The sequence below is a fragment of the Streptomyces bacillaris genome (assembly GCF_003268675.1).
In the GTDB taxonomy this organism is placed as follows: domain Bacteria; phylum Actinomycetota; class Actinomycetes; order Streptomycetales; family Streptomycetaceae; genus Streptomyces; species Streptomyces bacillaris.
In genome coordinates, this window is record NZ_CP029378.1 from 7,677,353 (window position 1) to 7,700,230 (window position 22,878).

The window sequence follows — 22,878 nt, forward strand, 5'->3', positions numbered from 1 at the left end:
GTCAGATAATCGTGGTCTGGTCTGTGCCTGTTGGGCGTGCCTTTTCGGCGCGCCCGTTAGGTGTGGCGGCCCGCAGTGTGCGGCGTCGACTCAGTAGGCGGAGTCGACGTTGTCGATCGAGCCGTACCGGTCCGCGGCGTAGTTGGCGGCGGCGGTGATGTTGGCGACCGGGTCGGTGAGCTTCTTCGGGGTGCCCTTGACGTGGTACGCGTCGAAGGTCGGCTGGATCACCTGGAGCAGGCCCTTGGAGGGGATGCCGTTGCGCGCGTTGATGTCCCAGTCGTTGACGGCGTTCGGGTTGCCGCTGGACTCGCGCATGATGTTGCGGTGCAGCCCCTCGTAGGAGCCGGGGATGTTCTTCTTCTTCATGATGTCGAGCGACTCGCGTATCCAGCCGTCGAGGTTGTTCGCGTACTTCTTGGGAGCGGCCTTGGGGGCGGCCTTCTTGGGGGCGGCAACGGCCTTGCGCTCGGTGGAGCGGTTGGCGGCCTGCTTCTCGGAGCGCGCCTTCTCGGCGGCCTTCTTCGCCTCGGCCTTGCGCTCGGCGACGGCCTTCGCGGCGGCGGCCTTGCGGTCGGCCGCGACCTTCTTCGCCGCGGCGGCGTCGGCGGCCGCCTTCTTCGCGGCGTTCTCCGCCGCAGCCTTCTCCGCCGCGATCTCCTGGGCCGTCGGGGCGCCGGTGGCGGCCTTCCCGGCGGTGGCGGAGGACTTGGCGGCGGTGGGCTGCGCCTCGCTCTGCCCGCCGGTCGCGGTGATGGCCGTGACGGAACCGGCCGCGACGAGCACGGCGGCGGCGAGCTTGTGGGAGCGGGTGATGCGGATGGTGCGGGGCATGCGTAGCTCTTCCTGTGGGGGACGGGGCCTGCGGCCATGGGCCGCGTGAGCAGAGACCGAGAGATGTCGGCCGCGACCGCCGTAGGGCGCTCGTCGCGGGCTCGGTCTCGGTGCTTGCCGGGATCCATGGTTAACGGCCGTCGAGACAGGAGGCAATGACCCTATTTACTAGGATGAGTAGTTGATAGGGAGAAATATCCCTTTTGGCGTTTTCGTTGCGCGGCAGGGGAGGGGTCGCGCCCACTACCCCCGCTCGTAGGTGACGTGGGTCTCGTGGCGCGCCTCACCCGGGGACGCCCCTCGGGTGGCGATCGGTCAGCGCCCCGTCACGGAGCGGCACAGCCTTGGCGGACTTCGCCCGCCGCCCGCCCGAGCCCGCTACGCCGGACCCGTATGCCCGTATGCCCGTATGCCCGTATGCCCGTATGCCCGTACGTCCCCGCCCCCGTCCGGACACAGCACAGCGCGCTGCGGGACCGGTGTGTCGGCACCTGTCCCGCAGCGCGCTTCCCTTACACAGTGGCCTTCTCGCCGTCCGGACTCAGCGCGTCCCGACCGCCGCCCGCACCGCCCGCCGCGCCATCGCGCAGTCGTCGTGCAGCCGGCGCAGCAGCAGCCGCTGCTCCTCGCCCGAGGAGAGCACCCACGGCCGGTCCTGCCCCGCGCTCACCGGGGGCGTCTCGCGCATGGTGCGCTGGACGGCCGTCTCGTAGTTACGGATCTCGCGGGTCAGCACGAGCATCAGGTTCACCAGGAACGCGTCCCGCGCGGCCGGTCCCCTGGCCTGCGCCAGCTGGCTGATCTGGCGCCGCGCCGCCGGGGCGTTGCCCAGCACCGTCCACAGCGTCGCCAGGTCGTAGCCCGGCAGATACCAGCCCGCGTGCTCCCAGTCGACCAGCACCGGGCCGGTCGGCGACAGCAGGATGTTGGAGAGCAGCGCGTCACCGTGGCAGAACTGGCCCATGGACTGACGGCCGCCCGTCTGGGCCAGACCGTGCAGCAGCTTCTGCAGGTCGCCCAGATCCCGGTCGGTGAAGAGACCGAGCTCGTGGTAGCGCGCGATCCGCGAACCGTAGTCGAGCGGCGCCTCGAACAGCCCGGGCGGCGGCCGCCAGGCGTTCACCCGGGCGATCGCCCCGAGCGCGGCCCGGATGTCGGCCCGCGGCGGGGCCTCCGCCGGATGCCGGGTCAGCGCGGCCACCCGTCCGGGCATCCGCTCGATCACCAGCGTGCAGTTCTCCGGATCCGCCGCGATCAGCCGGGGCACCCGCACCGGGGGGCGGTGCCGGACGAACGCGCGGTATGCCGCTATTTCGTGCTGGAACCGTTCCGTCCAGGCGGGGGAGTGGTCCAGTAAACACTTGGCCACGGCGGTGGCCCGCCCGGTGGCGCCCACGATCAGTACGGAACGGCCGCTGCGCCGCAGCACCTGGACCGGGTTGAACTCGGGGCAGATGCGCTGCACGGAGGCGATGGCCATCCGCACCTGCGCGCCCTGCGGCCCGGAGAGGTCGATTCTGCCGCTGAGAGGTCCGGCACCCGGTCCCGCCGCCCGCCGGGTCCGGCCGCCCAGACCCTGAGCCGGCGCACCGGCGTGGGGGGCGAGATACGGCCCGCCGCCCGTCCCCATGGGACGGAGCGGCCGGGGCGGGGCGGACACGGAGGACGATGCTGTGTACATGGGCGAGACAGATCCCTTCGTGCGCCGACAAGTTACGTACGCCAACCCGGCCGACGGCCGTTCGGCACCCTGGGGAGTACCTAGGGCTGCCGGGCGGGGTGGCGCTTTCCTACCTGACACCGGAGCGCGGGTGGCAGACCATCTGGCGGACCCTGGCGAACCCTGGCGAATAGTCACAGCGCATCTGACAGGGGGTTAGTGTCAAGTCAGCCGAGAACCTGGGGGCTTGACGTGACCGGAGAACCCAACACCCGTCTTTCCGACCTGTTCGGCCTGGCCGGCTGGTCCAAGGGCGAACTCGCGAGAATGGTGAACCGGCAGGCGGCGGCCATGGGCCACCCGCAGCTGGCCACCGACACCTCGCGGGTCAGGCGCTGGATCGACATGGGGGAGTCCCCCCGTGATCCCGTGCCCGAAGTGCTGGCAGCCCTGTTCACCGAGCGGCTCGGCCGTGTCGTGACCATCGAGGACCTCGGGTTCGGCCGACGCGGGCGTGCAGGGAAACGGCGTGACTCCGGGACGGAACGCGATCCCGATCAACTGCCGTGGGCGCCCGAGCGGACGGCAGCGGTCCTCACCGAATTCACGGGAATGGACCTCATGCTCAACCGACGCGGCTTGGTGGGTGCGGGCGCCGCGCTCGCCGCCGGCTCGACCATCGCCGGCCCCATGTACGACTGGCTGCACAGCGACCCCGTCCTGGCGGCCGACGCGCCACGCGCCAACGAACCGCAGCACGCCGACCCCGCCGGTCTCGACCGGTACGAGGCCGCGCCTGTGGGCTCCGAGGAGATCGAGGCCCTGGAGTACTCGGTCGAGGTGTTCCGCGCCTGGGACGCCTCCCGGGGCGGCGGGCTCCAGCGCAAGGCCGTGGTGGGCCAGCTCAACGAGGTGGGCGGCATGCTCGCCTACCGCCACCCCGACCACCTCCAGCGCCGCCTGTGGGGCGTCGCAGCCAACCTCGCCGTGCTCGCGGGCTGGATGTCCCACGACGTCGGCCTCGAACCCACCGCCCAGAAGTACTTCGTCATCGCCGCCCACGCGGCCCGCGAGGGCGGCGACCGGCCGCGCGCCGGTGAGGCGCTCTCCCGCGCCGCCCGGCAGATGGTCCACCTGGGCCGTCCCGACGACGCCCTCGACCTGATGAAGCTCGCCAAGTCCGGCTCGGGCGACGAGACCCTGCCCCGTACGCAGGCGATGCTGCGCACCATCGAGGCCTGGGCACAGGCGGCGATGGGCAAGGGCCAGGCCATGCGGCGCACCCTCGGTGAGGCCGAGGAGCTGTTCGTCTCGGACAAGGGCGACGTGCCCCCGCCCAGCTGGATGCAGATGTTCGACGAGGCCGACCTGCACGGCATGCAGGCCCTGGCGTTCCGCACGCTGGCCGAGCACGACCCGGCCGCCGCCGTCATCGCCCAGCACCACGCCAAGCAGGCCCTGGAGCTGCGGGTGGGCGGCCGTCAGCGGTCCAAGCTCTTCGACCACATCTCGCTCGCCTCGGCCTGCTTCATCGCCAACGACCCCGAACAGGGCGACCGGTACGCGAGGCTCGCCCTGATCTCGATGGGGGAGACCTCGTCGCACCGCACCTGGGACCGGCTCCGCGAGATGTACCGGCTCACCGGCCAGTTCGCCGGGCACGCCAGGATCCAGGACCTCCGCGAGCAGATCGAGCGGTCGTTGCCGCAGAGTCCGATCGCCAGGAAGGCCAAGGGGGCCCAGGCGTGAACTCCGTACGGGTCCGCCGGCGGAGACCGTAACCGCCGCGCGCACCTTCCGTCCTGACGCCCCGACGACGTGACGTCTGGACGCCCTGACCCCCGTCATGGCACCCGGCGGTCTTCCCTCCCGATGCTCCGGCGCTCCTTCGTCATGGAGTCCGGCAGCCCCGAGGGCCGGCCCCGAGCCCCGTCACGCCCTGATGCGGGCGACCAGCACACACGCGTCGTCCAGGCGCTCGGCCCCGCCGAACTCCTCGACCACGCCCCGCACGCACTCCTGTGCCGTACGGGCGTGGGCGAACCGGGGGGCGAGGGCGAGCAGCCGCTCCGGGCCCGCGCCCCGGTCGTCGCGCCGGGTGAGGCCGTCCGTGTGCAGCACCAGCACATCGCCGGGGAGCAGCCGCACCTCGTCCTGTTCGTACGCGACCTGCGACCCGGCACCGAGGAGGACCCCGTCCGGGGGCGGCAGTTGCCGTCCCGTCCCGTCACGGAAGAGCAGGGGCGGCGGGTGTCCCGCCTGCGCCCAGGAGAGCACCCCGCCTGCGGAGTCGTACCGGCAGCACAGGGCGCTGCCCAGGACGGACCGCATCGACGATTCGAGGAGGTGGTCGAGGTGACCCATCAGGGCACCCGGCTCGATACCGGCGACGGCCATGCCGCGCAGCGCGCCGAGGACCAGGGGCATGGCCGAGGTGGCGGGAAGCGCGTGCCCGGTCAGATCGCCGACGGTCAGCAGGGTCCGTCCGTCGGGCAGCTCCATCGCGTCGTACCAGTCGCCGCCGATGAGGCCGCCGGACGCGGAAGGGAGGTGGTGGGCGGCGATGTCCAGGGTGCCGGGGCGGTCTCCGGGCGGCGGGAGGCGCAGTGAACCGCGCCACGGCGGCGCCACGGTCTCCTGAGGCTCCGCGGCCGCCGGCTCCTCCGCGTGCTCGGGGGAGATGTGTCCGGTGGGCCCGTCGCGCAGGGCTGCTTCGTGCGGGGTGGTGTCGTACGGGGTGGTGTCGTGGTGCTCGTCGCGCAGGGCCGCGTCCCGGCTCCGGCCGACGCTCTCCTCGCCGCGACGCAGCTCCCCGACGTCCCGGAGCACGGCCCACATGGCGGCGGTGCAGCCCTCGGCGTCGAGGACCGGTTCGCCGGTCATATGGAGGGTGCGCACCCGGTTGTCGGGGAGCACGATGCGGAACTCCCCGTCCATCGGCCGCCCGTCGACGAGACAGCCCGTCACCATGGCGGTGAGCTTCGGCTGGTCGTCGGGGAGGAGGACGGACGGCAGGTCGTCCAGGGAGAGCGGTGGTGAACCGGGCGGCCGGCCGAAGATCTCGTACAGCTCCTCGGACCAGCTGACCTCGTCGGTGAGGAGGTTCCATTCGGCGCTGCCCACCCGCTGCGGCGGGAGACCGCCGGCCGACGGGTCCTCCGCAGGGGCGTGCCGTGCGCCGGAACGCTGGGCGGGGGGACCGGCCTTGAGCTGACCCAGATGCTGGTCGAGGTTGTCGAGATGCTGGACGGCCAGGTCGCACAGGGCACGCTGCCAGCGGGCCTGGGGGTCGTCCTCATTGGTCGCCGCCGCGTCACGTCCCACGGCCGCCACATCCCCGCGCAGCTGCCGGGCGCGGTGGATCAGCGCGTCGACGGCTTCGTGCGCGGGGGGCTGCGGTGCGGGGCGGTCCGCGAACAGATGGGACGGCATCTCGTACTCCGATACAGGCGCGGCGCGGCCGGGTCTCAGGGGCGGCCGCTATCGACTTTCGCACAGGCCGCGGCGGCCCGTAAGGCATTCGACAACACTCATCACGTAGTTGCTTCTGGCATATGCCACAGGCTGTACGGGAGGGGCGATGCTCCGAACGGGCGTACGGGTAAGGGGGGTTGGCCTGTCCCCGTGGCATAGGCACCCGCACGCGATTTCCGGTCGAGACGCCCGACCGGAAATCGCGTGCGGGTGGCGGGGCGGCCCGGCAGGATGCCCCGCATGCCTGAACTGCCGAGTGTTCCCCTGCCCCCGCACTCCGTTCTCGACGCCTTCGGCCTGCGGGGCGTTCCCGAGCCGCTGACGGGTGGTCAGGGGCGCAGCGTGCGCGTCGGCGGGGCCGTCCTGAAGCCCGCGGAGGGGGTGGAGGGGGAGTCGGAGTGGGCCGCGTCCGTGCTGGAGCGGCTGCCCCGGGGTGCCGGGTTCCGGGTACCCCGGCCCCTGCGGTCGGCCGACGGCGACGCCGTGGTCGACGGCTGGACCGCCGCCGAGTTCCTGGACGGCCGGACCGGCCCCCAGCGGCAGTGGTCGGGGGTCCTCGCGGCGGGCCGCGCTCTCCATGCCGCCCTGCGGGAGGAGCACCGCCCCGAATTCCTGGACCGCCGGACGCACCCCTGGGCGGTGGCCGACCGGGTCGCCTGGGGTGAGCGGGAGGCCGACGTCGTCGCGGAGCTGGCCGAGCCGTTCGCGCTGCTGCTCTCCCGGCGGCGGCCCGTGGAGGCGGTGGCGCAGCTCGTCCACGGCGATCTGGCCGGCAATGTGCTCTTCGCGCCCGGCCGGGACCCCGCCGTCATCGACTTCACCCCCTACTGGCGCCCGCCCCTCTACGCCGAGGCCGTGGTGATCGTGGACGGCCTGCTCTGGTACGACCTGCCGCCGGACCTCCTGGCCGTCGGTGCGGACGACCCCCGCTGGCGCCAGATGCTGATCCGGGCACTGATCTTCCGCCTCGTCGCGCTGAGCGGGCTCGCCGGACCGTCCTGGCGCGCCGGGGAGAAGGAGGCCACCCGCTTCCTGGCGGTGACGGAGGCCGTCGAGCGCGGCTGATCCGGCCCGGGAAGTGCCGGCCGACCCGGCCCGGGAATGCCGACGGGGTGAGGTGCGTTGTCCCAGCAGAATGAAAACGAATCCCATCTCCGTTACGGGGGTGGCGCCGGGCTCCCTCCGGGCCTCGGCCGCCCGCCCCGCGGCGAGGAAGGAACGCATCGATGAAGCCCCGTATCCACCCCGTCTCCCGCCCCGTGGTCTTCCGTGACCGCGCCGCGGACGTCGCCTTCCTCACCCGCTCGACCGCCGACTCCGGTGAGCGCGTGACCTGGAAGGACGGCAACACCTACCCCGTCATCGACGTGGAGACCTCGTCGGCGAGCCACCCGTTCTACACCGGGAGCCGTCAGGTGCTCGACACGGCCGGCCGCGTGGAGCGGTTCCGCCGCCGTCACGGCACCGGCGATGCGCCGCGCGGCTGACCCGCCGCACCCTGAACCACCGGCGGAATCAGCATCAAGGGTTCCGTGCCATGAGTCACACGGGCGGGGGCCGGTTCCCGGGAACAGTCCAAGATGGTTTATCGTTCATCTATACGTGGGAGTGAGCGGGACGGCGCCCCCGGGCCTCACCGACAACCCCTGGGGAGAGCCGTAAGGCCGACACCCATCGGAGCCCTCCGCCGAGAGGCGACCGCCCGTCGCACCCACCCTCAAGCCGCCCCGGCTGGATTCCCCCGATCCGGCCGGGGCTTCCCCGTTTCCGGCCCCGCCCGCCACCCTCCGCGCCGCGCGCTTTCGAGGGCCAGCGCCCCGGCCACCAGAACCACCGCACCCAGCGCGGCCCCGGGACTCCACCACCGCTCCGTCACCGCCGCGAGCCCCGCCCCGGCCACCACCGCGCCCAGCCGGCCCAGCACCCACCCGTCGCCCGGCCCCAGCTCCCGCGCCGCCGCACGGCCGGCCAGGGAGGTGAGGGTCCCGGTGAAGTAGTTCGTCGGCGTCACCCGGGCGCGCCCCTGGATCCCCATCGCCAGCGAGACGAGCGCCAGCAGCCCGAGCCGGTCACCGTACGAGGGGACCAGGGCGAACCCCCAGAGCACGGCCGCCGCCCCGAGCAGGACGGCCTCGGCGAGCAGCACCACGGCCAGGGGGAGCCGGGCCATCAGCGCCCCGGACGCGGCCCCGCAGGCGTACGCCGTCAACGCCGTGACCACCCGCAACGCCACACCGTCCTCGCCCGCCCCGGCCGCCGAGGCCCCCAGCAGCACCAGATTCCCGGTCATCACGCCCGCGAAGACCTGGCCCACACAGAGGAAGACGAACGCGTCCGCCGCGCCGGAAGCCGCGGAGAGGAGCAGCAGAACCCCCTCACCGCGCCGGGAGAGGCCGTCGGCCCGGGGCGCGGCGGAGGCGGGGGAGCCGGGTGAAGGGGACGCGGGCGGGGGAGGGGAGTGCACGCGAGCATTCTCGATACGTACGGGCCCGGGGCCGCACTCCACGACCGACGCGGCGCGCCGTGAATCCGTCCCCCGCCGCCCGTTCCGACGCCCCGCCCGATGCCGCCGCCACCCGGAACGCTCCGGTCACATCGTCTCGTCGAGGTCCTTCGCGTAGTGCTCGATCGCCGGACGGTACTGCTGGACATACGGGTCGTCGCTGGTCGACGCCACCAGCCGCAGCAGCAACCGCATCGCCTCGTGGTGCTCGCCCGTGTTGAACAGCGCCATCGCCAGGAACGTCCGGAGCGCCCCGTCGTCCGGGAACTCCTCGACGCCCCCGCGCAGCGTCTCCACGGCCTGCCCGTACCGCCCCAGCACCCGGTACGTACTGCCGAGGCCCAGCAGCGCTCCCCGCCGCTCCTCCGCACCGAGCCCCGTCCCCGCGAGGCTGCGTTCGTAGTACGCCACCGCCTCGGACTCCAGGCCCAGGACGTCATGGACCCACGCGGTGCGGTAGGCCACCTCCGCGTCGTCGGGGAACCGGGCCGTCAGGGCCAGCAGCTTCTCCCGCGCCTCCCCGGCCCGGCCCTCCTCGCGCAGCCGGTCGGTCTCGGCCAGCAGGTCCTTCTTCTCACGTGCGCTCATACGCCCATCGTCGCAGGCGCCACCGGACAGCCGGGCGATTTTCCGGGCCCGGGCGGCCGGCCGGGTGTCTTCGGCCCCGGTGGGGGCACCAGTCCGCCATGACTGCGGAGACGAACACTCCTGCGCGACAGGGGACATGGGCACGCGTACTACTGAGAATGACCGTCCTGACGGTGGTGCTGCTGGGGCTGGTGGCCTTCTCCGTCCTGCTGGCCAAGGTGACGCTCACCCCGTCACCTGCCTCCGAGGACATCGTCACCTCCAACCTGCAGCCGGGGCGGTCCCTGCGCCAGTACGCCGAGGACTACACCTTCCTCGCCGCCTGCAAGCAGGCGGGCGGAAACGTGCTGCTCGGCGTGCCCTTCGGGCTGCTGCTGCCGTTCCTCGTGCCGCGCCGTCTGCGGATGATCAGCATGACGCTGCTGACCGCCGCCCTGATGGTGCTCGTGGAGCTGATCCAGGGAGCCCTGGTCACCGGACGCGCCTTCGACATCGACGACGTCATCCTCAACACGGCGGGCGCCCTGCTCGGCTACTTCCTGCTGGGCCGCCGGCTCAGCCACCGCTACCACGTGTACGCGCATCCCTCGCGGGCCGAGGCGCCGAAGCCCGTACCGGAGCCGAGGGCAGCGGAGCCGAAGACACCGGGGCCCAAGGAGAGGGACGCGAAGACGCCCGACTCCAAGACGCCGGAACCGAGGACAGCGAAGCCGAAGGCGGCCAAGGCGGCCTCCCGCACCGGGACCAGGACACCGGCGAAGTCCGGAACCGGTGCCAGGGGCGCGAGCGGCCGCCCGGCGGGGGACGCCACCCAGCCCGGGTCCGGCCGCGCCCTGCTGAACCGGATCCGCAGGCGCTGACCGCGTCGGCACCCGCTCCACCCGTTCGGGCCGCGGCCGTTTGCGGGCCGCGGCGCGCGGACGCAGCGTGGGGGCATGTCCTGCGCGCGGACGCCGTACGGACCCCCTGCCGAGGAGGAGCGACATGGCCGATGGCCGGTGGAGCCCGGGCCGCAAGGAGGCCGACGCCGACGAGTTCAGGCCCGTCCTCGACATCGTCGAGCCGGGCCACCAGCGCCGGCTGACGGTCTTCCTGCGACTGCTGCTGCTGATCCCTCATTTCATCGTGCTGTTCTTCCTGCACATCGCGGCCTTCTTCACCGTGATCGTGGGCTGGTTCGCCGCCCTGGTGCTGGGACGGCTGCCCGACCCCGTCTTCCGGTTCCTGGCCGGGTTCCTCGGCTACGACATGCGCGTGTCGGCGAGCCAGATGCTGCTGATCGACCGCTATCCGCCCTTCGCGCTGACCCCGCCGCCGGACTACCCGGTCCAGATCGAGGTACAGCCCACGGCCCTCAACCGCCTCGCCGTGCTGTTCCGCATCTTCCTGATGATCCCGGCGGCGATCGTGCAGAGCCTCGCGGTGTACGGGTGGTGGGCCCTGGCCTTCGTCTGGTGGGTGATCACGCTGGCCCTGGGCCGGATGCCGCGCCCCCTCTTCGAGGCGACGGCGGCCACCCTGCGCTACCGGATGCGGTTCTCCGCTTACACCATGATGCTCACCCCGGCCTACCCCAAGGGGCTCTTCGGGGACGACGACCTCGCCGTACCGCAGGGGCACCCCCGCTCCGCCACCCGGCCGCTGGTCATGAGCAGCGCCGGGAAGTGGCTCGTGGTGCTCTTCCTGGTGCTCGGCCTCCTGGGCAACATCACCACCTCGGTCACCACCACGACCTCGGACTCCGACGACACCACGCGGCTCTCCGGCACCCCCTGAGACACCCCCCCGGCGTCTGCATCCGCATACCCGAACTGGCCGATATGGCGAGGTAGATGGGTTGAAATAGTGGGTGCGGGTCACATGCAGTCCATGACGTCCAGCGACGCACCCACGGATACCGCCGCGCAGAGCGGGAAGAAGCCCACGCGCCGTCCCTGGCGGGGCCTGCTGAAGGTCGTCGGCATCGGCGCGGCCGTCCTGGCCCTGCTGTTCGCCGGTGGTCGGCTCAGCCTGCTGCCCAGCCTGGACGGCCTCTTCGGGGAGCGGACCCACGACCGGTCCGGCCCCGCGGTCCTGAAGTCGATCCAGGACATGAGCGCGTACGAGGCGGCCTCGGGCAACTTCCAGGTCGTCGTCGACCTGGAGAAGGACGCCAGGTTCCTGCCCGACGCCGTACGCGGCACCCGCACCCTGTTCGTCGGCGCGGGCACGGTCGGCGCCTCCGTCGACCTGGGCAAGGTGACCGAGGACAGCGTGGTCATCGACGAGGACCGGACGACCGCCGAGATCCGGCTGCCGCACGCGGTGCTGGGCAAGCCGGCCCTGGACCCGGACCGCTCCTACGCCGTGTCGAAGCAGCGCGGACTCCTCGACCGGCTCGGTGACTTCTTCTCCGACAACCCGAGCAGCGAGCAGGCGGTCAACCAACTCGCCGTCCGGCACATCGGCGAGGCCGCGAAGGAGAGCGGACTGACCGCCCGCGCCGAGAAGAACACCGCGGAGATGCTGAAGGGGCTGCTCGGCTCCCTCGGCTTCGAACGCGTCACCGTCCGCTACGGCGACGACCAGGGCTGATGGCGTCCCGGCGCCGGGCGCGGTGACCCTTCGTCGCGGCCCGCGCCCGGGTCCGTACCCCTTCCGCCGCCACTTGTACCCCTCGCCCCACCGCAACTGCTCCCTTGACGCGTACGCGACGGAGAGTATGGTCTAGGCCAAGTGCAAGGCCTTTCCGGCACCGGTCATCCGGCCTGTCCGGCAAGGGACTTGCGGCCCTTCGCGCCTCGTAGGCCCCACACTCGCGAGGCCTCGCCGCCGAAGCCGGGTCCCCCACGGCCCGCCACCGCGCGGTGCGGTCTCAAGTGAAGGAGAAGCATGCACACGAAGAGGAAGACCGCACTCGCCGTCGGCGCCGTTCTCGCCCCGGTCCTCGCCCTGAGCCTCCCGGCGACCTCCGCCAACGCCCACGGCTACATCTCCAACCCGCCCAGCAGGCAGGCCCAGTGCGCCGCCGGCACGGTCAGCTGCGGCTCGATCAGCTACGAACCGCAGAGCGTCGAGGGTCCCAAGGGGCTCACCAGCTGCAGCGGCGGGAACAGCGGCTTCGCCGAACTGGACGACGACTCCAAGGGCTGGGCGGTCACCCCGGTGAACCGCTCGCAGCAGTTCGAGTGGCGGCTCACCGCCCGGCACGCTACCAGCACCTGGCAGTACTTCGTCGGCGGCGAGAAGATCGCCGAGTTCGACGACGGCGGCGCGCAGCCCGGCGCGACCGTCACCCACCAGGTCGACTTCGGCGACAAGACCGGTCAGCAGAAGGTCCTGGCCGTCTGGAACATCGCCGACACCTCGAACGCCTTCTACGCCTGCATCGACGTCAACGTCGGCTAGCCGCAGGCTCTGCCGTCCCCATCGCGCCCCGGCCGGGCCCGTGCTCCACCCGGCCGGGGCGCGACCGCGTCACGAGGCGGACCGTGGTGAGGGGCCGCGCGACGTGGCCGGAAAACGGCATGGCGCGGAAGCTCCCGGTAGCAGAACGGTTACCCTTCGTCAGCTGTCTGATTGATCATCAGTGCTTCGAGGGGATTCCCGAATGAACCGCATCCGTACCGTACTTGCCGCGCTCGGCATCACCGCCGGACTGATCACCGCGCCCGCCGCGAACGCCGCCCCGCAGCCCGACGCCACCGTGGCCGCCGCCGAGCGGCACGCCCCCTGCACCGGCGAGTACCGGGGCGATGCCCGGCTCGGCCCGAAGTGGCTGCCGAACAACCGGCTGGCCCCGGTCGGCCCCCTCCTCAAGGGCTACCAGCGCACCGGCGACCTCTCCCCGCAGGCCTTTCTCAAGAAGTACTGGGAGGGGCCCGCGGACACCGGAAGCTGGAAGTACCCGCCCAACGACGGCTTCGCCGAGGTCAACGGCGAGATCGACAAGGAGCCCGCCAAGCTCCGCACCGGCCAGCGCCTGGACCGCTTCGGCTCCGAGTACGGCGGCTACCTGGCCCCCGCAGGCGACGCCTACGCCGAGCGCGCGCTGCCCCCGCAGAACCTCAACACCCGGGAAGCGGCCACCCCCTGCGACTACCGCGTCTACAAGGTGGCCAAGCCCTTCTGGGTCTGGCAGGGCAGCATCGCCCCGTGGTTCGAGCAGCCCGGCGGCGGCCAGCAGATCAAGCTCGACGCCGTCTTCCTGAACCCGGGCGAGGGCGAGCGGCTGAATGTGAAGTGGCTGCTGGACAACGGCTACCTCACCCCGGCCGCGTAACCTCCCGTGGACCGTCAGGCGCTGCACGCCGCACTCGTGGAGGCCAGGATCCCCGGTGGCTACTACCGGATCGAAGGCGTCCACGAGCCCGTCCCCACCCCGCCCGACTTCCTTTTCGTGCGCCGGGCGGCCGGCGGAGGATGGGAGACCGGCGCGTACGAACGCGGCCGGGACGAGATCCTGGCCCGCCACCCGGACGAGCCCACCGCCTGCGCCCACCTGCTGCGGCTGCTCGTCTGACCGTCCGCCCGGGGCCGCCCGCCGCGCCGGCCCCGGCAGCGGCCCCTCAGCAGGAGGGGCCGCGGGTCGCCGCGACGGCCCGGAGAAGATCCCGTACGCGAGTGAGGTCGACTCCCGGAACCCCGTTGCGCGGGCGTGCGTGTGTGTCGGAGCCCGGTTCGCGTCGGACAGGGGGCGAAGGTGAGGGGATGAACAGTGCGAACATGTTGGCCGAGGCGTTCGAGCGGGTCAGGGAAGCGGTCCACGGGGCGGCCGGAGGACTCGGCGCCGACGACCTCAACGCCCGCCCCGACGGGGACGCGAACTCGATCTCCTGGCTGATCTGGCACCTCACCCGGGTCCAGGACGACCACATCGCGGACGCCGCGGGCACCGGCCAGGTCTGGCTGACCAAGGGCTGGGCCGACCGCTTCGGGCTCCCGTTCGACGAGACGGCGACGGGATACGGCCACAGCGGCGACGAGGTCGCCGCCGTCCAGGTGGACTCCGCCGACCTCCTCCTCGGCTACTACGACGCCGTCCACGAACAGACCCTCGCCTTCGTCCGCGGACTGGACGGCCGCGGCCTCGACCGGATCGTCGACGAGGCCTGGTCACCTCCGGTCACCCTGGGCGTCCGGCTGATCAGCGTCATCGCCGAGGACCTCCAGCATGCGGGCCAGGCCGCATATGTCCGCGGCCTGCGGGAACGTCACCAGTAGAGGGCGGCGGACCAACCGCTTCCGCACCCCGTGCACCTGCCGGACGGCGGTGCCATACTCGAAAGCAGTCCGCCGCAGAGGCTTGTCATCGTCCGAAAGGCGACACGTCATGAGCTGGGCATCGTGGACGACCAGCGGTGTCTTCGCGGGAACAGGCGGAGTCCGCACCGAAGAAGCAGGCATCCTGAGCGGCGACCTCACGGTGCACACGACGTGGTCCGACGGCCAGGCGTCGGTCGCCGTGCAGTACAGCGGGTCATCGGACTGGTTCACCCTGGCGGGCAGCCCCGTGCCGTGCCCCTCCGAGGAGGAGAGCCGGGCGTTCCACCAGAGCGTGGTCGAGGCCGTGCGCGCCGGAGCCGGAGCCACGGTCCCGCCCGACGGCACCGCCCCCGCCGCGCCACCCGCTCCCGCCTCCTAGCGCCTGACGGGCCCCCGCGCACGGAGCCGCGACACACCGTGCCCGCAGCGCCCCATAGAGTGGCCCGACAAGATCCGTTCCCCACCGGGGCGGGTACGCGGGACACGGGGCGAGGAGCGGCAGATGGCGCGTGCGGGCGGGCGGCGGACGAGGACGCGGAAACACCGGCCGTTCTGGGTGGAGCTTCCGCTCCTCGTCGGGATCGCCCTGATCCTGGCCCTGCTCATCAAGACCTTTCTCGTCCAGGCCTTCTCCATCCCGTCGGACTCCATGCAGAACACCCTGCAGCAGGGCGACCGGGTCCTCGTCGACAAGCTGACCCCGTGGTTCGGCTCCGAGCCGGAACGGGGCGAGGTGATCGTCTTCCACGACCCGGACGGCTGGCTGGACGACGTGGCCGTCGACCCGCCCAACGCCTTCCAGGAGGCGCTGAGCTTCATCGGCCTGATGCCGTCGGCCGAGGAGAAGGACCTCATCAAGCGGGTGATCGGCGTCGGCGGCGACACCGTGGAGTGCGCGGGCGACGGACCGGTGAAGGTCAACGGCAAGGCCCTGGACGAGCCCTATGTGTTCCCCGGCAACACTCCGTGCAGCAACGACCCCAAGGGCACCTTCAAGGTGACCGTCCCGCCCGGCAAGCTCTGGGTGATGGGCGACCACCGGCAGGCCTCGTCGGACTCCCGCTACAACACCGACGACCGCAACAAGGGCATGGTCCCGGTCGACGAGGTCGTCGGCCGCGCCGTCGTCGTCGCCTGGCCGGTCGGCCGCTGGTCCACCCTCCCGATCCCCGACACCTTCAAGTCGGTCCCCGCCGCCTCCACGGCGAACTGACGGGAGCGGCGGCCCGTGGCTATCCGGCTCGGCGCCAACCGGCCCGGCGGCCGGTGAACCTGCGGACGTACCGCCGCTGCCAGGGGGTCTCCACCGCCCGGGGGTGGTATCCGCTCCGGACGAACGCCACCGCTTCCCCGGCCGGCACTCCGTCCAGCACCGCGAGGCAGGCCAGCGCCGTCCCGGTCCGCCCCATCCCGCCCCCGCAGGCGACCTCGACCCGCTCGTTCGGGGCCCGCCGCCACACCTCCTCCAGCACGTCCCCGGCCTCGTCCGGGTCGGCCGGAAGCCGGAAGTCCGGCCAGCGCAGCCACCGCGACTCCCACCGGACCGGGGGAGGCGTACGCCCCAGCAGATGGACGGCGAACTCCGGCTCCAGGCCCCCGGGCAGGGGGTTGCGCAGCCCCCGGCCGCGTATCAGACGTCCGGAGGGCAGCGTCAGGACGGCCTGATCGGCCGGGTTCCAGCTCTCGGTCATGCCCTCAACCTAGCGGCAGGCGCGGAGGCGGAACGCCGGAACGGGACGGATGACCAGCGGTCATCCGTCCCGTTCCGGCGTCCAGGGGAGAGCGTGCGAGGCCGTCAGGCGGTGGCGCTCACCCGCGCCTCGGGCGCCGTCGCCGCACCCTCCCCGGCCGGGACCGCCGCCGTGCGCCGGGCGCCCTTGAGGAGGACGACCAGCGCGGTCGCGACCAGGGTGCCCGCGGCGATCGCCAGCAGGTAGAGGAACGGTTCACCGATCAGCGGCACCACGAAGATCCCGCCGTGCGGAGCGCGCAGCGTGCACCCGAAGGCCATCGAGAGCGCACCGGTGACCGCGCCGCCCGCCATCACCGACGGGATCACCCGCAGCGGATCGGCGGCGGCGAACGGAATCGCGCCCTCCGTGATGAACGAGGCACCCAGCACCCAGGCCGCCCGGCCGTTCTCCCGCTCGGTCTTGGTGAACAGCTTCTTCCGTACGGTGGTGGCGAGGGCCAGCGCCAGCGGCGGGACCATCCCGGCCGCCATGACCGCCGCCATCACCTTGAGGCTGCCGTCGGTCGGATCGGCCAGACCGCCGACCGCGAACGCGTACGCCACCTTGTTCAGCGGGCCGCCCATGTCGAAGCACATCATCAGCCCGAGGACGACACCCAGGATCACCGCGTTGGAGCCCGACAGACCGTTCAGCCAGTCCGTGAGCGCGCCCTGCAGGGCCGCGATCGGCTTGCCGACCACGATGAACATCAGGAACCCGACCACCGCCGAGGCGATCAGCGGAATCACCAGCACCGGCATGATCCCGCGCAGGGTGGGATGGACCGGGACCCGCTGGATGGCCATCACCACCGCACCGGCCAGCAGACCGGCGACCAGACCGCCGAGGAACCCCGCCTCCACGGTGAGCGCGATCGCTCCGCCGACGAAGCCGGGCACCAGCGCGGGCCGGTCCGCCATCCCGTACGCGATGTACCCGGCCAGCACCGGCACCAGGAAGCCGAAGGCGGCGGAGCCGATCTGGTTGAGGAGCGCGGCCCAGCTGTCCGCCTGGCCCCAGACGAAGTGGTCGGCCACGGACTTGGCGTCCGCGATCTCGTAGCCGCCGATGGCGAACGACAGGGCGATCAGCAGCCCGCCCGCCGCGACGAACGGCACCATGTAACTCACGCCGGACATGAGATACGTACGCAGCCGGACCCCGAAGTGAGCGCCGTCCGCACCCGATCCGCCCCCGTCACCGGCCTCCGGCCCGTCCCCGCCCTCCGGTACGGCGGAGATCTCCCCGCGCTCCGCCTTGCGACGGGCCTCGGCGATCAGCTCGGCGGGACGGTTGATGCCCGCCTTGACCCCGACGTCCACCAGCGGCTTGCCCCGGAACCGGGCCTTCTCCCGCACCTCGACGTCGTGCGCCCAGATGACCGCGTCGGCGGCGGCGATGACGGCCGGGTCCAGCTTGCTGAAGCCGGCCGACCCCTGGGTCTCCACCGTCACCTCGACCCCTTCGGCACGGCCCGCCGCCGTCAGGGACTCGGCGGCCATGTAGGTGTGCGCGATGCCGGTGGGGCAGGAGGTGACGGCGACGATACGGAAGGGCGCGCCGTCGCCGTCGTCCGCGGGGGAGGCGGCCCGCTCCGGTGCCCCGGCCTCGGGCGCCTTGCCCTCCGGCACATCGGCGGCCTCCGGCGCTGCCTCGGTCTCCGGTGCCGGTTCCTCGCCACGGATCAGTGCGGCGACCGTGCCCGGGTCGTCCCCGGCGCGCAGGGCGGCGGTGAACTCGGGGTCCATCAGCCTGCGGGCCAGCCCCGACAGGATCGTCAGATGGTCGTCGTCCGCCCCGGCGGGCGCGGCGATGAGGAAGATCAGGTCCGCCGGGCCGTCGGCCGCGCCGAAGTCGATGCCCCGGGCGCTGCGCCCGAAGGCCAGGGTCGGGGCGCTCACATGCTCGCTCCGGCAGTGCGGAATGCCGATCCCGCCGTCGAGGCCCGTCGGCATCTGGGCCTCGCGGGCGGCGACATCGGCCAGGAAGCCGTCGAGATCGGTGACGCGGTGGGCGGCCACCATCCGCTCGGCGAGCGACCTCGCGGCGGCGTCCTTCGTTGCGGCGGACAGATCGAGGTCGACCAGTTCCGCGGTGATCAGCTCACTCATCGCGGTGCTCCTTGCTCGGGGACCGCCCTGCGGCGGCTCGGGGGACGTGGGGCGGCGGGCTCGTCGGGGCGGGCCCCGGGGGAGGGGTGGCGGTCATGGGGGTCGGGCGACGGCGGGTGTGGGGCGGGCCGTGGGGTGCCCAGGGCGCGGCGGTCACGGGACGGGCTCCGTCAGCGGGCGGTCCAGGGGCACATCGGCGCTCGACGTGACCGCCGACAGATCGAGATCGGCTGGGGTGGGCATCAGGCTCCCCGCCAGCTGCACCGCCGCCGCCCCGTGGGCGACGGCCGATGCGAGCGCGCGCGGACCCTGCCCGCCCGCCGTCAGGAAGCCGGCGAGGGAGGCGTCCCCGGCGCCGACATTGCTGCGTACGGTGGCCACGCGGGCGGTCGCGAAGTACGCCCCCGACGCCTCCACCAGCAGCTGGCCGTCGGCCCCCAGGCTGGCCAGCACCGCCCCGGCCCCGCGCTCGCGCAGCTCCTCGGCGGCCTTGAGCGCGTCGCCCACCGTGGCCAGTGGGCGGCCGACGGCCTCGGCCAGCTCCTGGGCGTTGGGCTTGATCACATCGGGTGCCTCCCGCAGCGCGGCGGTGAGCGCCGCACCGGAGGTGTCCAGCGCGATCCGGGCCCCGGCCCGGTGGCTCCGGGCGACCAGCTCCGCATACCACTGCGGCGGCAGTCCGCGCGGCAGGCTTCCGCAGCAGGCGATCCAGTCGGCGGCGGCGGAGCGGGTCCGCACGGCCTCCAGGACGTCCTCGGCCTCGGTGGCGCTCAGCTCGGGACCGGCCGCGTTGATCTTGGTGAGGGTGGCATCGGGCTCGACGAGCGTGACGTTGATCCGGGTGCTGCCGGTGACCGGCACCCCGGCGGCCTCGATGCCGTGCTCCCCGAGCAGCCGGGCCAGCAGGTCGCCCTCCGGGCCGCCCATGGGGGCGACGGCGACCGTGCGGTGGCCGGCCGCCGCGACCGCGCGGGAGACGTTGATGCCCTTGCCGCCCGGGTCGACGCGGTCCGCCGTGGCCCGCAGGACGGTGCCGCGGACCAGGCCGGGCAACTCGTAGGTGCGGTCCAGGCTGGGGTTGGGGGTGACGGTGAGGATCATGCGCGTACCACTTCCGTGCCCCGGCTCTCGATGGAGCGGGCGTCGTCGGGGCTGAGGCCCGTGTCGGTGATGAGGAGGTCCACATCGGTGAGGTCGCCGAAGCGGGCGAAGTGCCGCTGCCCGAACTTGCCGGAGTCGGCCAGCAGCACGACCCGGCGGGCGGCCCTGACCACCGCGCGCTTCACCGCGGCCTCGGCCAGATCGGGCGTGGTCAGGCCGCTGTCGGGTGCGAAGCCGTTGGTGGCGAGGAAGACGACGTCGGCGCTGATCTCGGCGTACGCGCCCAGCGCCCAGGCGTCCACCGCCGCCCGCGTCCGGTGCCGGACCCGGCCGCCGACCAGATGCAGGGCGATGCCCGGGTGGTCGGCCAGGCGGGCGGCCACCGGCAGCGCGTGCGTCACGACGGTGAGGGAGGCGTCGACCGGGAGGGCTGCGGCGAGCCGGGCCGTCGTCGTCCCGGCGTCGATGATCACGTTGCCGTCCGGGGGCAGCTCCGCGAGCGCCGCCTGCGCGATGCGGTCCTTCTCGTCGGCGGCCACGGAGTCCCGCTCGGCGAGGTCCGGCTCGAAGTCGAGCCGCCCCACCGGGATGGCACCGCCGTGCACCCGGCGCAGCAGTCCCGCCCGGTCCAGCGCCTTCAGGTCGCGCCGGACGGTCTCGGCGGTCACCTGGAACTCCTCGGCCAGGGAGAGCACGTCGACCCGGCCGCTCTCCTGGGCGAGGCGGAGGATCTCCTGCTGACGCTCCGGTGCGTACATGTGGTTTCGTGTCCGTTCCATGCCCGAGTCTGTGGTTTCGTGGTCAGGTTACGTCCGTGGTTCGGGAAAGTAAACACATTCGGGCGAGACCTGGGCATGGACGGGCAGGAAGAGGAGCGCGGAGGCGCAGGTTCCGCGCATACGTCGGCGGGACGCACCGTCCTGTCGGTGCGTCCCGCGTGTCCTTCCGCCGTCTCCGGCCGCTCAGCGCCTGCCGGAAACGCCTTCGCTCAGCGGCCGGGCGAGCAGAGGGGTGCCGGGGACCTGGTGGCCGCCGCTGGCGAGCATCCGTACCTCGCCCCGGTCGCTGATCTCGGCGCGGACGATCCCGGTCTCGTCCTCGTACACCGGGGATCCGCCCGCCCCGGTCCGGTCGGTCAGCCGGACCGTGACCACGTCGTCCTCGGCGCCGGACATCTGGAAGATGAGTTCGTAGCGTTCCGTGTGCTCCATGACGGCCTCCCGGCGGGGCCACGACGACAGCGGTCGGCCCTGTCTCCATTGTTTCGCACCCGGGCGCACGCTGCCCGGGCAGACGTGAGGAGCCTCGCGACGGCCAACGGGTGGAGGCGCGACCGGTCGATCGGGTGACTCCGACCGGTACGACAACATGACCGGCAGCGGCAAGGGCTAGGCATCGGTACATGAGACTTGACCCCCGACGAAAAAATCGTCATTCCCCACGCTCCCGCAACCTCAAAGTGACCGGCGCCGCCGCCTGCGTGGCGGCCGCCGCTCTGCTGCTGACGGCCTGTGGTCAGAGTTCGGACAGTGCGACGTCCGCGGCCACCGAAGCGGCCAAGGTCCTCCCGCAGAAGACGACGGCGTCCCCGTCGGCCACCGCGGACCTCACCGAGGCCCAGCAGGAACGCAAGAGGGTCCTGGACGCCACCGAGGTCACCTTCGACGACGCCGCGACGACCGCGGTCGGTGAAGTGGCCGGCGGCAAGCTCGTCGACCTGGACCTGGAAGGTGTCGACGACGACGACCGGGACGAGAGCCCCAGCCCGACCGGGACCGGCAGCCCCACCGGCAGTCCGAGCCCCACGGACGCGGCGAGCCCGACCGGCAGCCCCACAGGCAGCCCGACCGCGACCGGTTCACCGACCGCGAGTCCGGGGGCCGAGGGCCCCGTCTGGGTCGCGGAGGTGGCCGAGAAGGACGGCACCGTCCACACCGTGCGGATCAACGCGGTCGACGGCAAGGTGATCGACGCCCGCGTCGACGAGGACCAGGACGACCAGGACAAGCAGCAGACGGCGCGGTGGCTCTCCGAGGCCACGCAGACGCCCGAGCAGGCCGCCAAGGTCGCCACGGAGAAGAAGAAGGGGACCGTCACCTCCGTCAGCCTGGACGACAACGACGGCAACGGTGTGATCTGGTCGGTCGACGTGGTCGGCTCCGACTGGAAGAAGACCACGTTCGACGTGGACGCCAAGAACGACACCATCGTCCGCGAGGAGACCGACAACGACTGACCCGTCCCCGGACGGGTCGCCGCTCCATGAAGAACATGAGGAAGGGGTACGCCGGACACCCGGCGTACCCCTTCTCCCATGCCCCGTTTCCCCTATGCCCCGTGCGGTTTCGGCCGCTTCAGCAGCCGGCAGACGAAGTCCTCCTGGAGACCGCGCAGGGTGGCCAGCAGCCGCGGGTTCGTGACGCTGTTGACCTGCGAGGTGAGCGAGACGGTCAGCGACCGCCTGCCGTCCTCGGTGGCCGCCGCGAGCTGGGTGTAGCCGGGGAAGTTGCCGGTGTGGCCGTACACGGTCCCGCACCGCGTCCGGTACGCGAAGAGGGCGAGCCCGGCCTCGTTGCGCCCGGGGCCCGCCGGTTCGGAACTGCCCGCGACGAACGTCAGCTGCCGGTGACGGACCGCCGGACCCAGGCCCCGGCCGCCGGCCCAGGCGCGGATGAAGGCGCCCAGGTCCCGGGGGGTCGAGACGATGCCGCCCGACGCCCACACCCCGGAGGCGCTGATCGCGATGGAGAGGTCCTTCGGCGGGCTGGGCGGGTCCACGGCGTACCCGTGCAGATACGGCCGGGGCAGCCGGTACCCCTGGGGGAGCGAGGTCGCCCGCAGCCCGAGCGGCCGGTACACGATCTCGTCGAGCAACTGCTCGTACCGGGTGCCCGTGGCGGCCTCCGCGATCAGGGCGACGGCGATGTTGTCCGAGTTGGAGTAGCGGTACGCCGAACCCGGCCGGAACCGCAGCGGTTCCCCGGCGACGTACCGCAGCAGCGTGCGCGAGTCGAAGCGACGGCGCGGGTCCGCCGCGAACTCCTCGATGAACGTGGGGGACTCGGTGTAGTCCGGCAGCCCGCTGGTGTGGTCGAGGAGCTGGGCGACCGTGACCCGGTGCCAGGCCGCGGGGAGCCGGGGCAGCCACCGGCCCAGGGTGTCGTCCAGCGAGATGCGGCCCCGGTCGGCCAGGTGGAGCGCGACCGCGCCGCTGAAGGCCTTCGCCACGCTGGCGATCCGCATGTGGTCCGTGGTCCGCGGCGGCCGCCCGGTGCCGACCTCCGCCGTACCGGCCCGGTACACCTCGCTGTGCCCGCCGGCGGTCAGTACGGCGATGGCCCCGGGCGGACCGCCGGGGGTGTCCACGAACGCCTGGAGCCTGCGCTGCAACTCCCGGTCGACAGGGCCACCGTCGCCTCCTTCTCCTCCACCACCGCCCGCCCGGGCCGGACCGGTCATCAGCCCGGCGAGCGAGGCGGCGGCCACCGCGGCGACGACGGCTCTGCGTGCCAGCGGCCGGGAAAGGGTGTGTGGCAGGGGACGTGTGGGCACGGGCGTACCTCCTGGAGGTGTGGTCGGGGGCGGCGGACCGTGCCTCGAGAGGTCCTTACGCCCCTGGCCACCGGCTGC

General features: G+C 72.7%; 24 protein-coding genes. 13 read left to right on the forward strand and 11 right to left on the reverse strand.

The window, feature by feature from the left end; genetic code table 11:
* Window positions 1-90: 90 nt before the first annotated feature.
* Entirely contained in the window at window positions 91-834 is a 744-nt protein-coding gene (locus tag DJ476_RS33380) for a transglycosylase SLT domain-containing protein (RefSeq protein WP_103417031.1), read from the reverse strand.
* Window positions 835-1,375: 541 nt separating this feature from the next.
* Window positions 1,376-2,515: an aminoglycoside phosphotransferase family protein gene (locus tag DJ476_RS33385; RefSeq protein ID WP_112492271.1), complete on the reverse strand. Its 1,140-nt coding sequence runs from the start codon at window positions 2,513-2,515 to the stop codon at window positions 1,376-1,378.
* 231 nt (window positions 2,516-2,746) lie between these two features.
* Between DJ476_RS33385 and DJ476_RS33390 the strand changes: the two genes are divergently transcribed.
* Window positions 2,747-4,243: a DNA-binding protein NsdB gene (locus DJ476_RS33390; RefSeq protein ID WP_070202957.1), complete on the forward strand. Its 1,497-nt coding sequence runs from the start codon at window positions 2,747-2,749 to the stop codon at window positions 4,241-4,243.
* A 183-nt stretch (window positions 4,244-4,426) separates the two neighbouring features.
* Here the strand turns inward: DJ476_RS33390 and DJ476_RS33395 are convergent, their stop codons facing one another.
* On the reverse strand, window positions 4,427-5,926 hold the full coding sequence (locus DJ476_RS33395) for a SpoIIE family protein phosphatase (protein WP_112492272.1): 1,500 nt from the start codon (window positions 5,924-5,926) through the stop codon (window positions 4,427-4,429).
* Window positions 5,927-6,208: 282 nt separating this feature from the next.
* Between DJ476_RS33395 and DJ476_RS33400 the strand changes: the two genes are divergently transcribed.
* On the forward strand, window positions 6,209-7,033 hold the full coding sequence (locus tag DJ476_RS33400) for an aminoglycoside phosphotransferase (RefSeq protein ID WP_112492273.1): 825 nt from the start codon (window positions 6,209-6,211) through the stop codon (window positions 7,031-7,033).
* Between the two features lie 161 nt (window positions 7,034-7,194).
* On the forward strand, window positions 7,195-7,455 hold the full coding sequence (locus DJ476_RS33405) for a type B 50S ribosomal protein L31 (RefSeq protein ID WP_103417035.1): 261 nt from the start codon (window positions 7,195-7,197) through the stop codon (window positions 7,453-7,455).
* A gap of 230 nt (window positions 7,456-7,685) precedes the next feature.
* On the opposite strand, the gene DJ476_RS33410 is transcribed toward DJ476_RS33405, so the two are convergent.
* Entirely contained in the window at window positions 7,686-8,333 is a 648-nt protein-coding gene (locus tag DJ476_RS33410; protein ID WP_103417116.1) for a DUF1275 family protein, read from the reverse strand.
* Window positions 8,334-8,558: 225 nt separating this feature from the next.
* Window positions 8,559-9,059, reverse strand: a complete 501-nt coding sequence (locus tag DJ476_RS33415) for a tetratricopeptide repeat protein (RefSeq protein ID WP_070202953.1) — start codon at window positions 9,057-9,059, stop codon at window positions 8,559-8,561.
* A gap of 158 nt (window positions 9,060-9,217) precedes the next feature.
* Between DJ476_RS33415 and DJ476_RS33420 the strand changes: the two genes are divergently transcribed.
* From DJ476_RS33420 to lepB, 9 genes are all read left to right on the forward strand, one after another.
* Window positions 9,218-9,919 (forward strand): VanZ family protein, encoded by a 702-nt coding sequence (locus DJ476_RS33420; RefSeq protein ID WP_241565473.1) that lies wholly within the window; start codon window positions 9,218-9,220, stop codon window positions 9,917-9,919.
* 124 nt (window positions 9,920-10,043) lie between these two features.
* Window positions 10,044-10,835, forward strand: coding sequence for a DUF4389 domain-containing protein (locus DJ476_RS33425; protein WP_112492274.1), 792 nt, complete (start codon window positions 10,044-10,046; stop codon window positions 10,833-10,835).
* A gap of 93 nt (window positions 10,836-10,928) precedes the next feature.
* Window positions 10,929-11,633 carry a DUF4230 domain-containing protein gene (locus DJ476_RS33430; protein ID WP_103417117.1) on the forward strand — a complete coding sequence of 235 codons (705 nt, stop codon included), beginning with the start codon at window positions 10,929-10,931 and terminating at the stop codon, window positions 11,631-11,633.
* A 297-nt stretch (window positions 11,634-11,930) separates the two neighbouring features.
* Window positions 11,931-12,446 (forward strand): lytic polysaccharide monooxygenase auxiliary activity family 9 protein, encoded by a 516-nt coding sequence (locus tag DJ476_RS33435; protein WP_103417039.1) that lies wholly within the window; start codon window positions 11,931-11,933, stop codon window positions 12,444-12,446.
* Window positions 12,447-12,648: 202 nt separating this feature from the next.
* A complete protein-coding gene (locus tag DJ476_RS33440; RefSeq protein WP_070202948.1) occupies window positions 12,649-13,320 on the forward strand; it encodes a TNT domain-containing protein in 672 nt (223 codons plus the stop codon).
* 6 nt (window positions 13,321-13,326) lie between these two features.
* A complete protein-coding gene (locus DJ476_RS33445) occupies window positions 13,327-13,560 on the forward strand; it encodes a hypothetical protein (protein ID WP_112492275.1) in 234 nt (77 codons plus the stop codon).
* A gap of 188 nt (window positions 13,561-13,748) precedes the next feature.
* Window positions 13,749-14,261, forward strand: a complete 513-nt coding sequence (locus DJ476_RS33450; RefSeq protein WP_112492276.1) for a mycothiol transferase — start codon at window positions 13,749-13,751, stop codon at window positions 14,259-14,261.
* A gap of 109 nt (window positions 14,262-14,370) precedes the next feature.
* Window positions 14,371-14,682, forward strand: a complete 312-nt coding sequence (locus tag DJ476_RS33455) for a hypothetical protein (RefSeq protein WP_070202945.1) — start codon at window positions 14,371-14,373, stop codon at window positions 14,680-14,682.
* 123 nt (window positions 14,683-14,805) lie between these two features.
* Window positions 14,806-15,516 (forward strand): signal peptidase I, encoded by a 711-nt coding sequence (gene lepB / locus DJ476_RS33460; RefSeq protein ID WP_112492277.1) that lies wholly within the window; start codon window positions 14,806-14,808, stop codon window positions 15,514-15,516.
* A 19-nt stretch (window positions 15,517-15,535) separates the two neighbouring features.
* On the opposite strand, the gene DJ476_RS33465 is transcribed toward lepB, so the two are convergent.
* The 5 genes from DJ476_RS33465 to DJ476_RS33485 all read right to left on the reverse strand — a co-directional run bounded on the left by DJ476_RS33465 (window position 15,536) and on the right by DJ476_RS33485 (window position 20,459).
* On the reverse strand, window positions 15,536-15,994 hold the full coding sequence (locus tag DJ476_RS33465) for a protein-tyrosine phosphatase family protein (RefSeq protein WP_112492278.1): 459 nt from the start codon (window positions 15,992-15,994) through the stop codon (window positions 15,536-15,538).
* Between the two features lie 104 nt (window positions 15,995-16,098).
* On the reverse strand, window positions 16,099-18,147 hold the full coding sequence (locus DJ476_RS33470) for a PTS fructose transporter subunit IIABC (RefSeq protein ID WP_112492279.1): 2,049 nt from the start codon (window positions 18,145-18,147) through the stop codon (window positions 16,099-16,101).
* A 153-nt stretch (window positions 18,148-18,300) separates the two neighbouring features.
* The gene (gene pfkB, locus DJ476_RS33475) at window positions 18,301-19,248 is read right to left on the reverse strand and encodes a 1-phosphofructokinase (RefSeq protein WP_112492280.1); all 948 of its coding nucleotides are present in this window, start codon (window positions 19,246-19,248) and stop codon (window positions 18,301-18,303) included.
* A complete protein-coding gene (locus DJ476_RS33480) occupies window positions 19,245-20,006 on the reverse strand; it encodes a DeoR/GlpR family DNA-binding transcription regulator (protein ID WP_103417046.1) in 762 nt (253 codons plus the stop codon). The genes pfkB and DJ476_RS33480 overlap by 4 nt, the downstream gene beginning before the upstream one ends.
* 204 nt (window positions 20,007-20,210) lie before the next feature.
* On the reverse strand, window positions 20,211-20,459 hold the full coding sequence (locus DJ476_RS33485) for a DUF6296 family protein (protein WP_070202940.1): 249 nt from the start codon (window positions 20,457-20,459) through the stop codon (window positions 20,211-20,213).
* 191 nt (window positions 20,460-20,650) lie between these two features.
* Between DJ476_RS33485 and DJ476_RS33490 the strand changes: the two genes are divergently transcribed.
* Window positions 20,651-21,484 (forward strand): PepSY domain-containing protein, encoded by an 834-nt coding sequence (locus DJ476_RS33490; RefSeq protein WP_112492281.1) that lies wholly within the window; start codon window positions 20,651-20,653, stop codon window positions 21,482-21,484.
* Between the two features lie 92 nt (window positions 21,485-21,576).
* Here the strand turns inward: DJ476_RS33490 and DJ476_RS33495 are convergent, their stop codons facing one another.
* Window positions 21,577-22,800 carry a serine hydrolase domain-containing protein gene (locus DJ476_RS33495; protein ID WP_112492282.1) on the reverse strand — a complete coding sequence of 408 codons (1,224 nt, stop codon included), beginning with the start codon at window positions 22,798-22,800 and terminating at the stop codon, window positions 21,577-21,579.
* Window positions 22,801-22,878 lie beyond the last annotated feature (78 nt).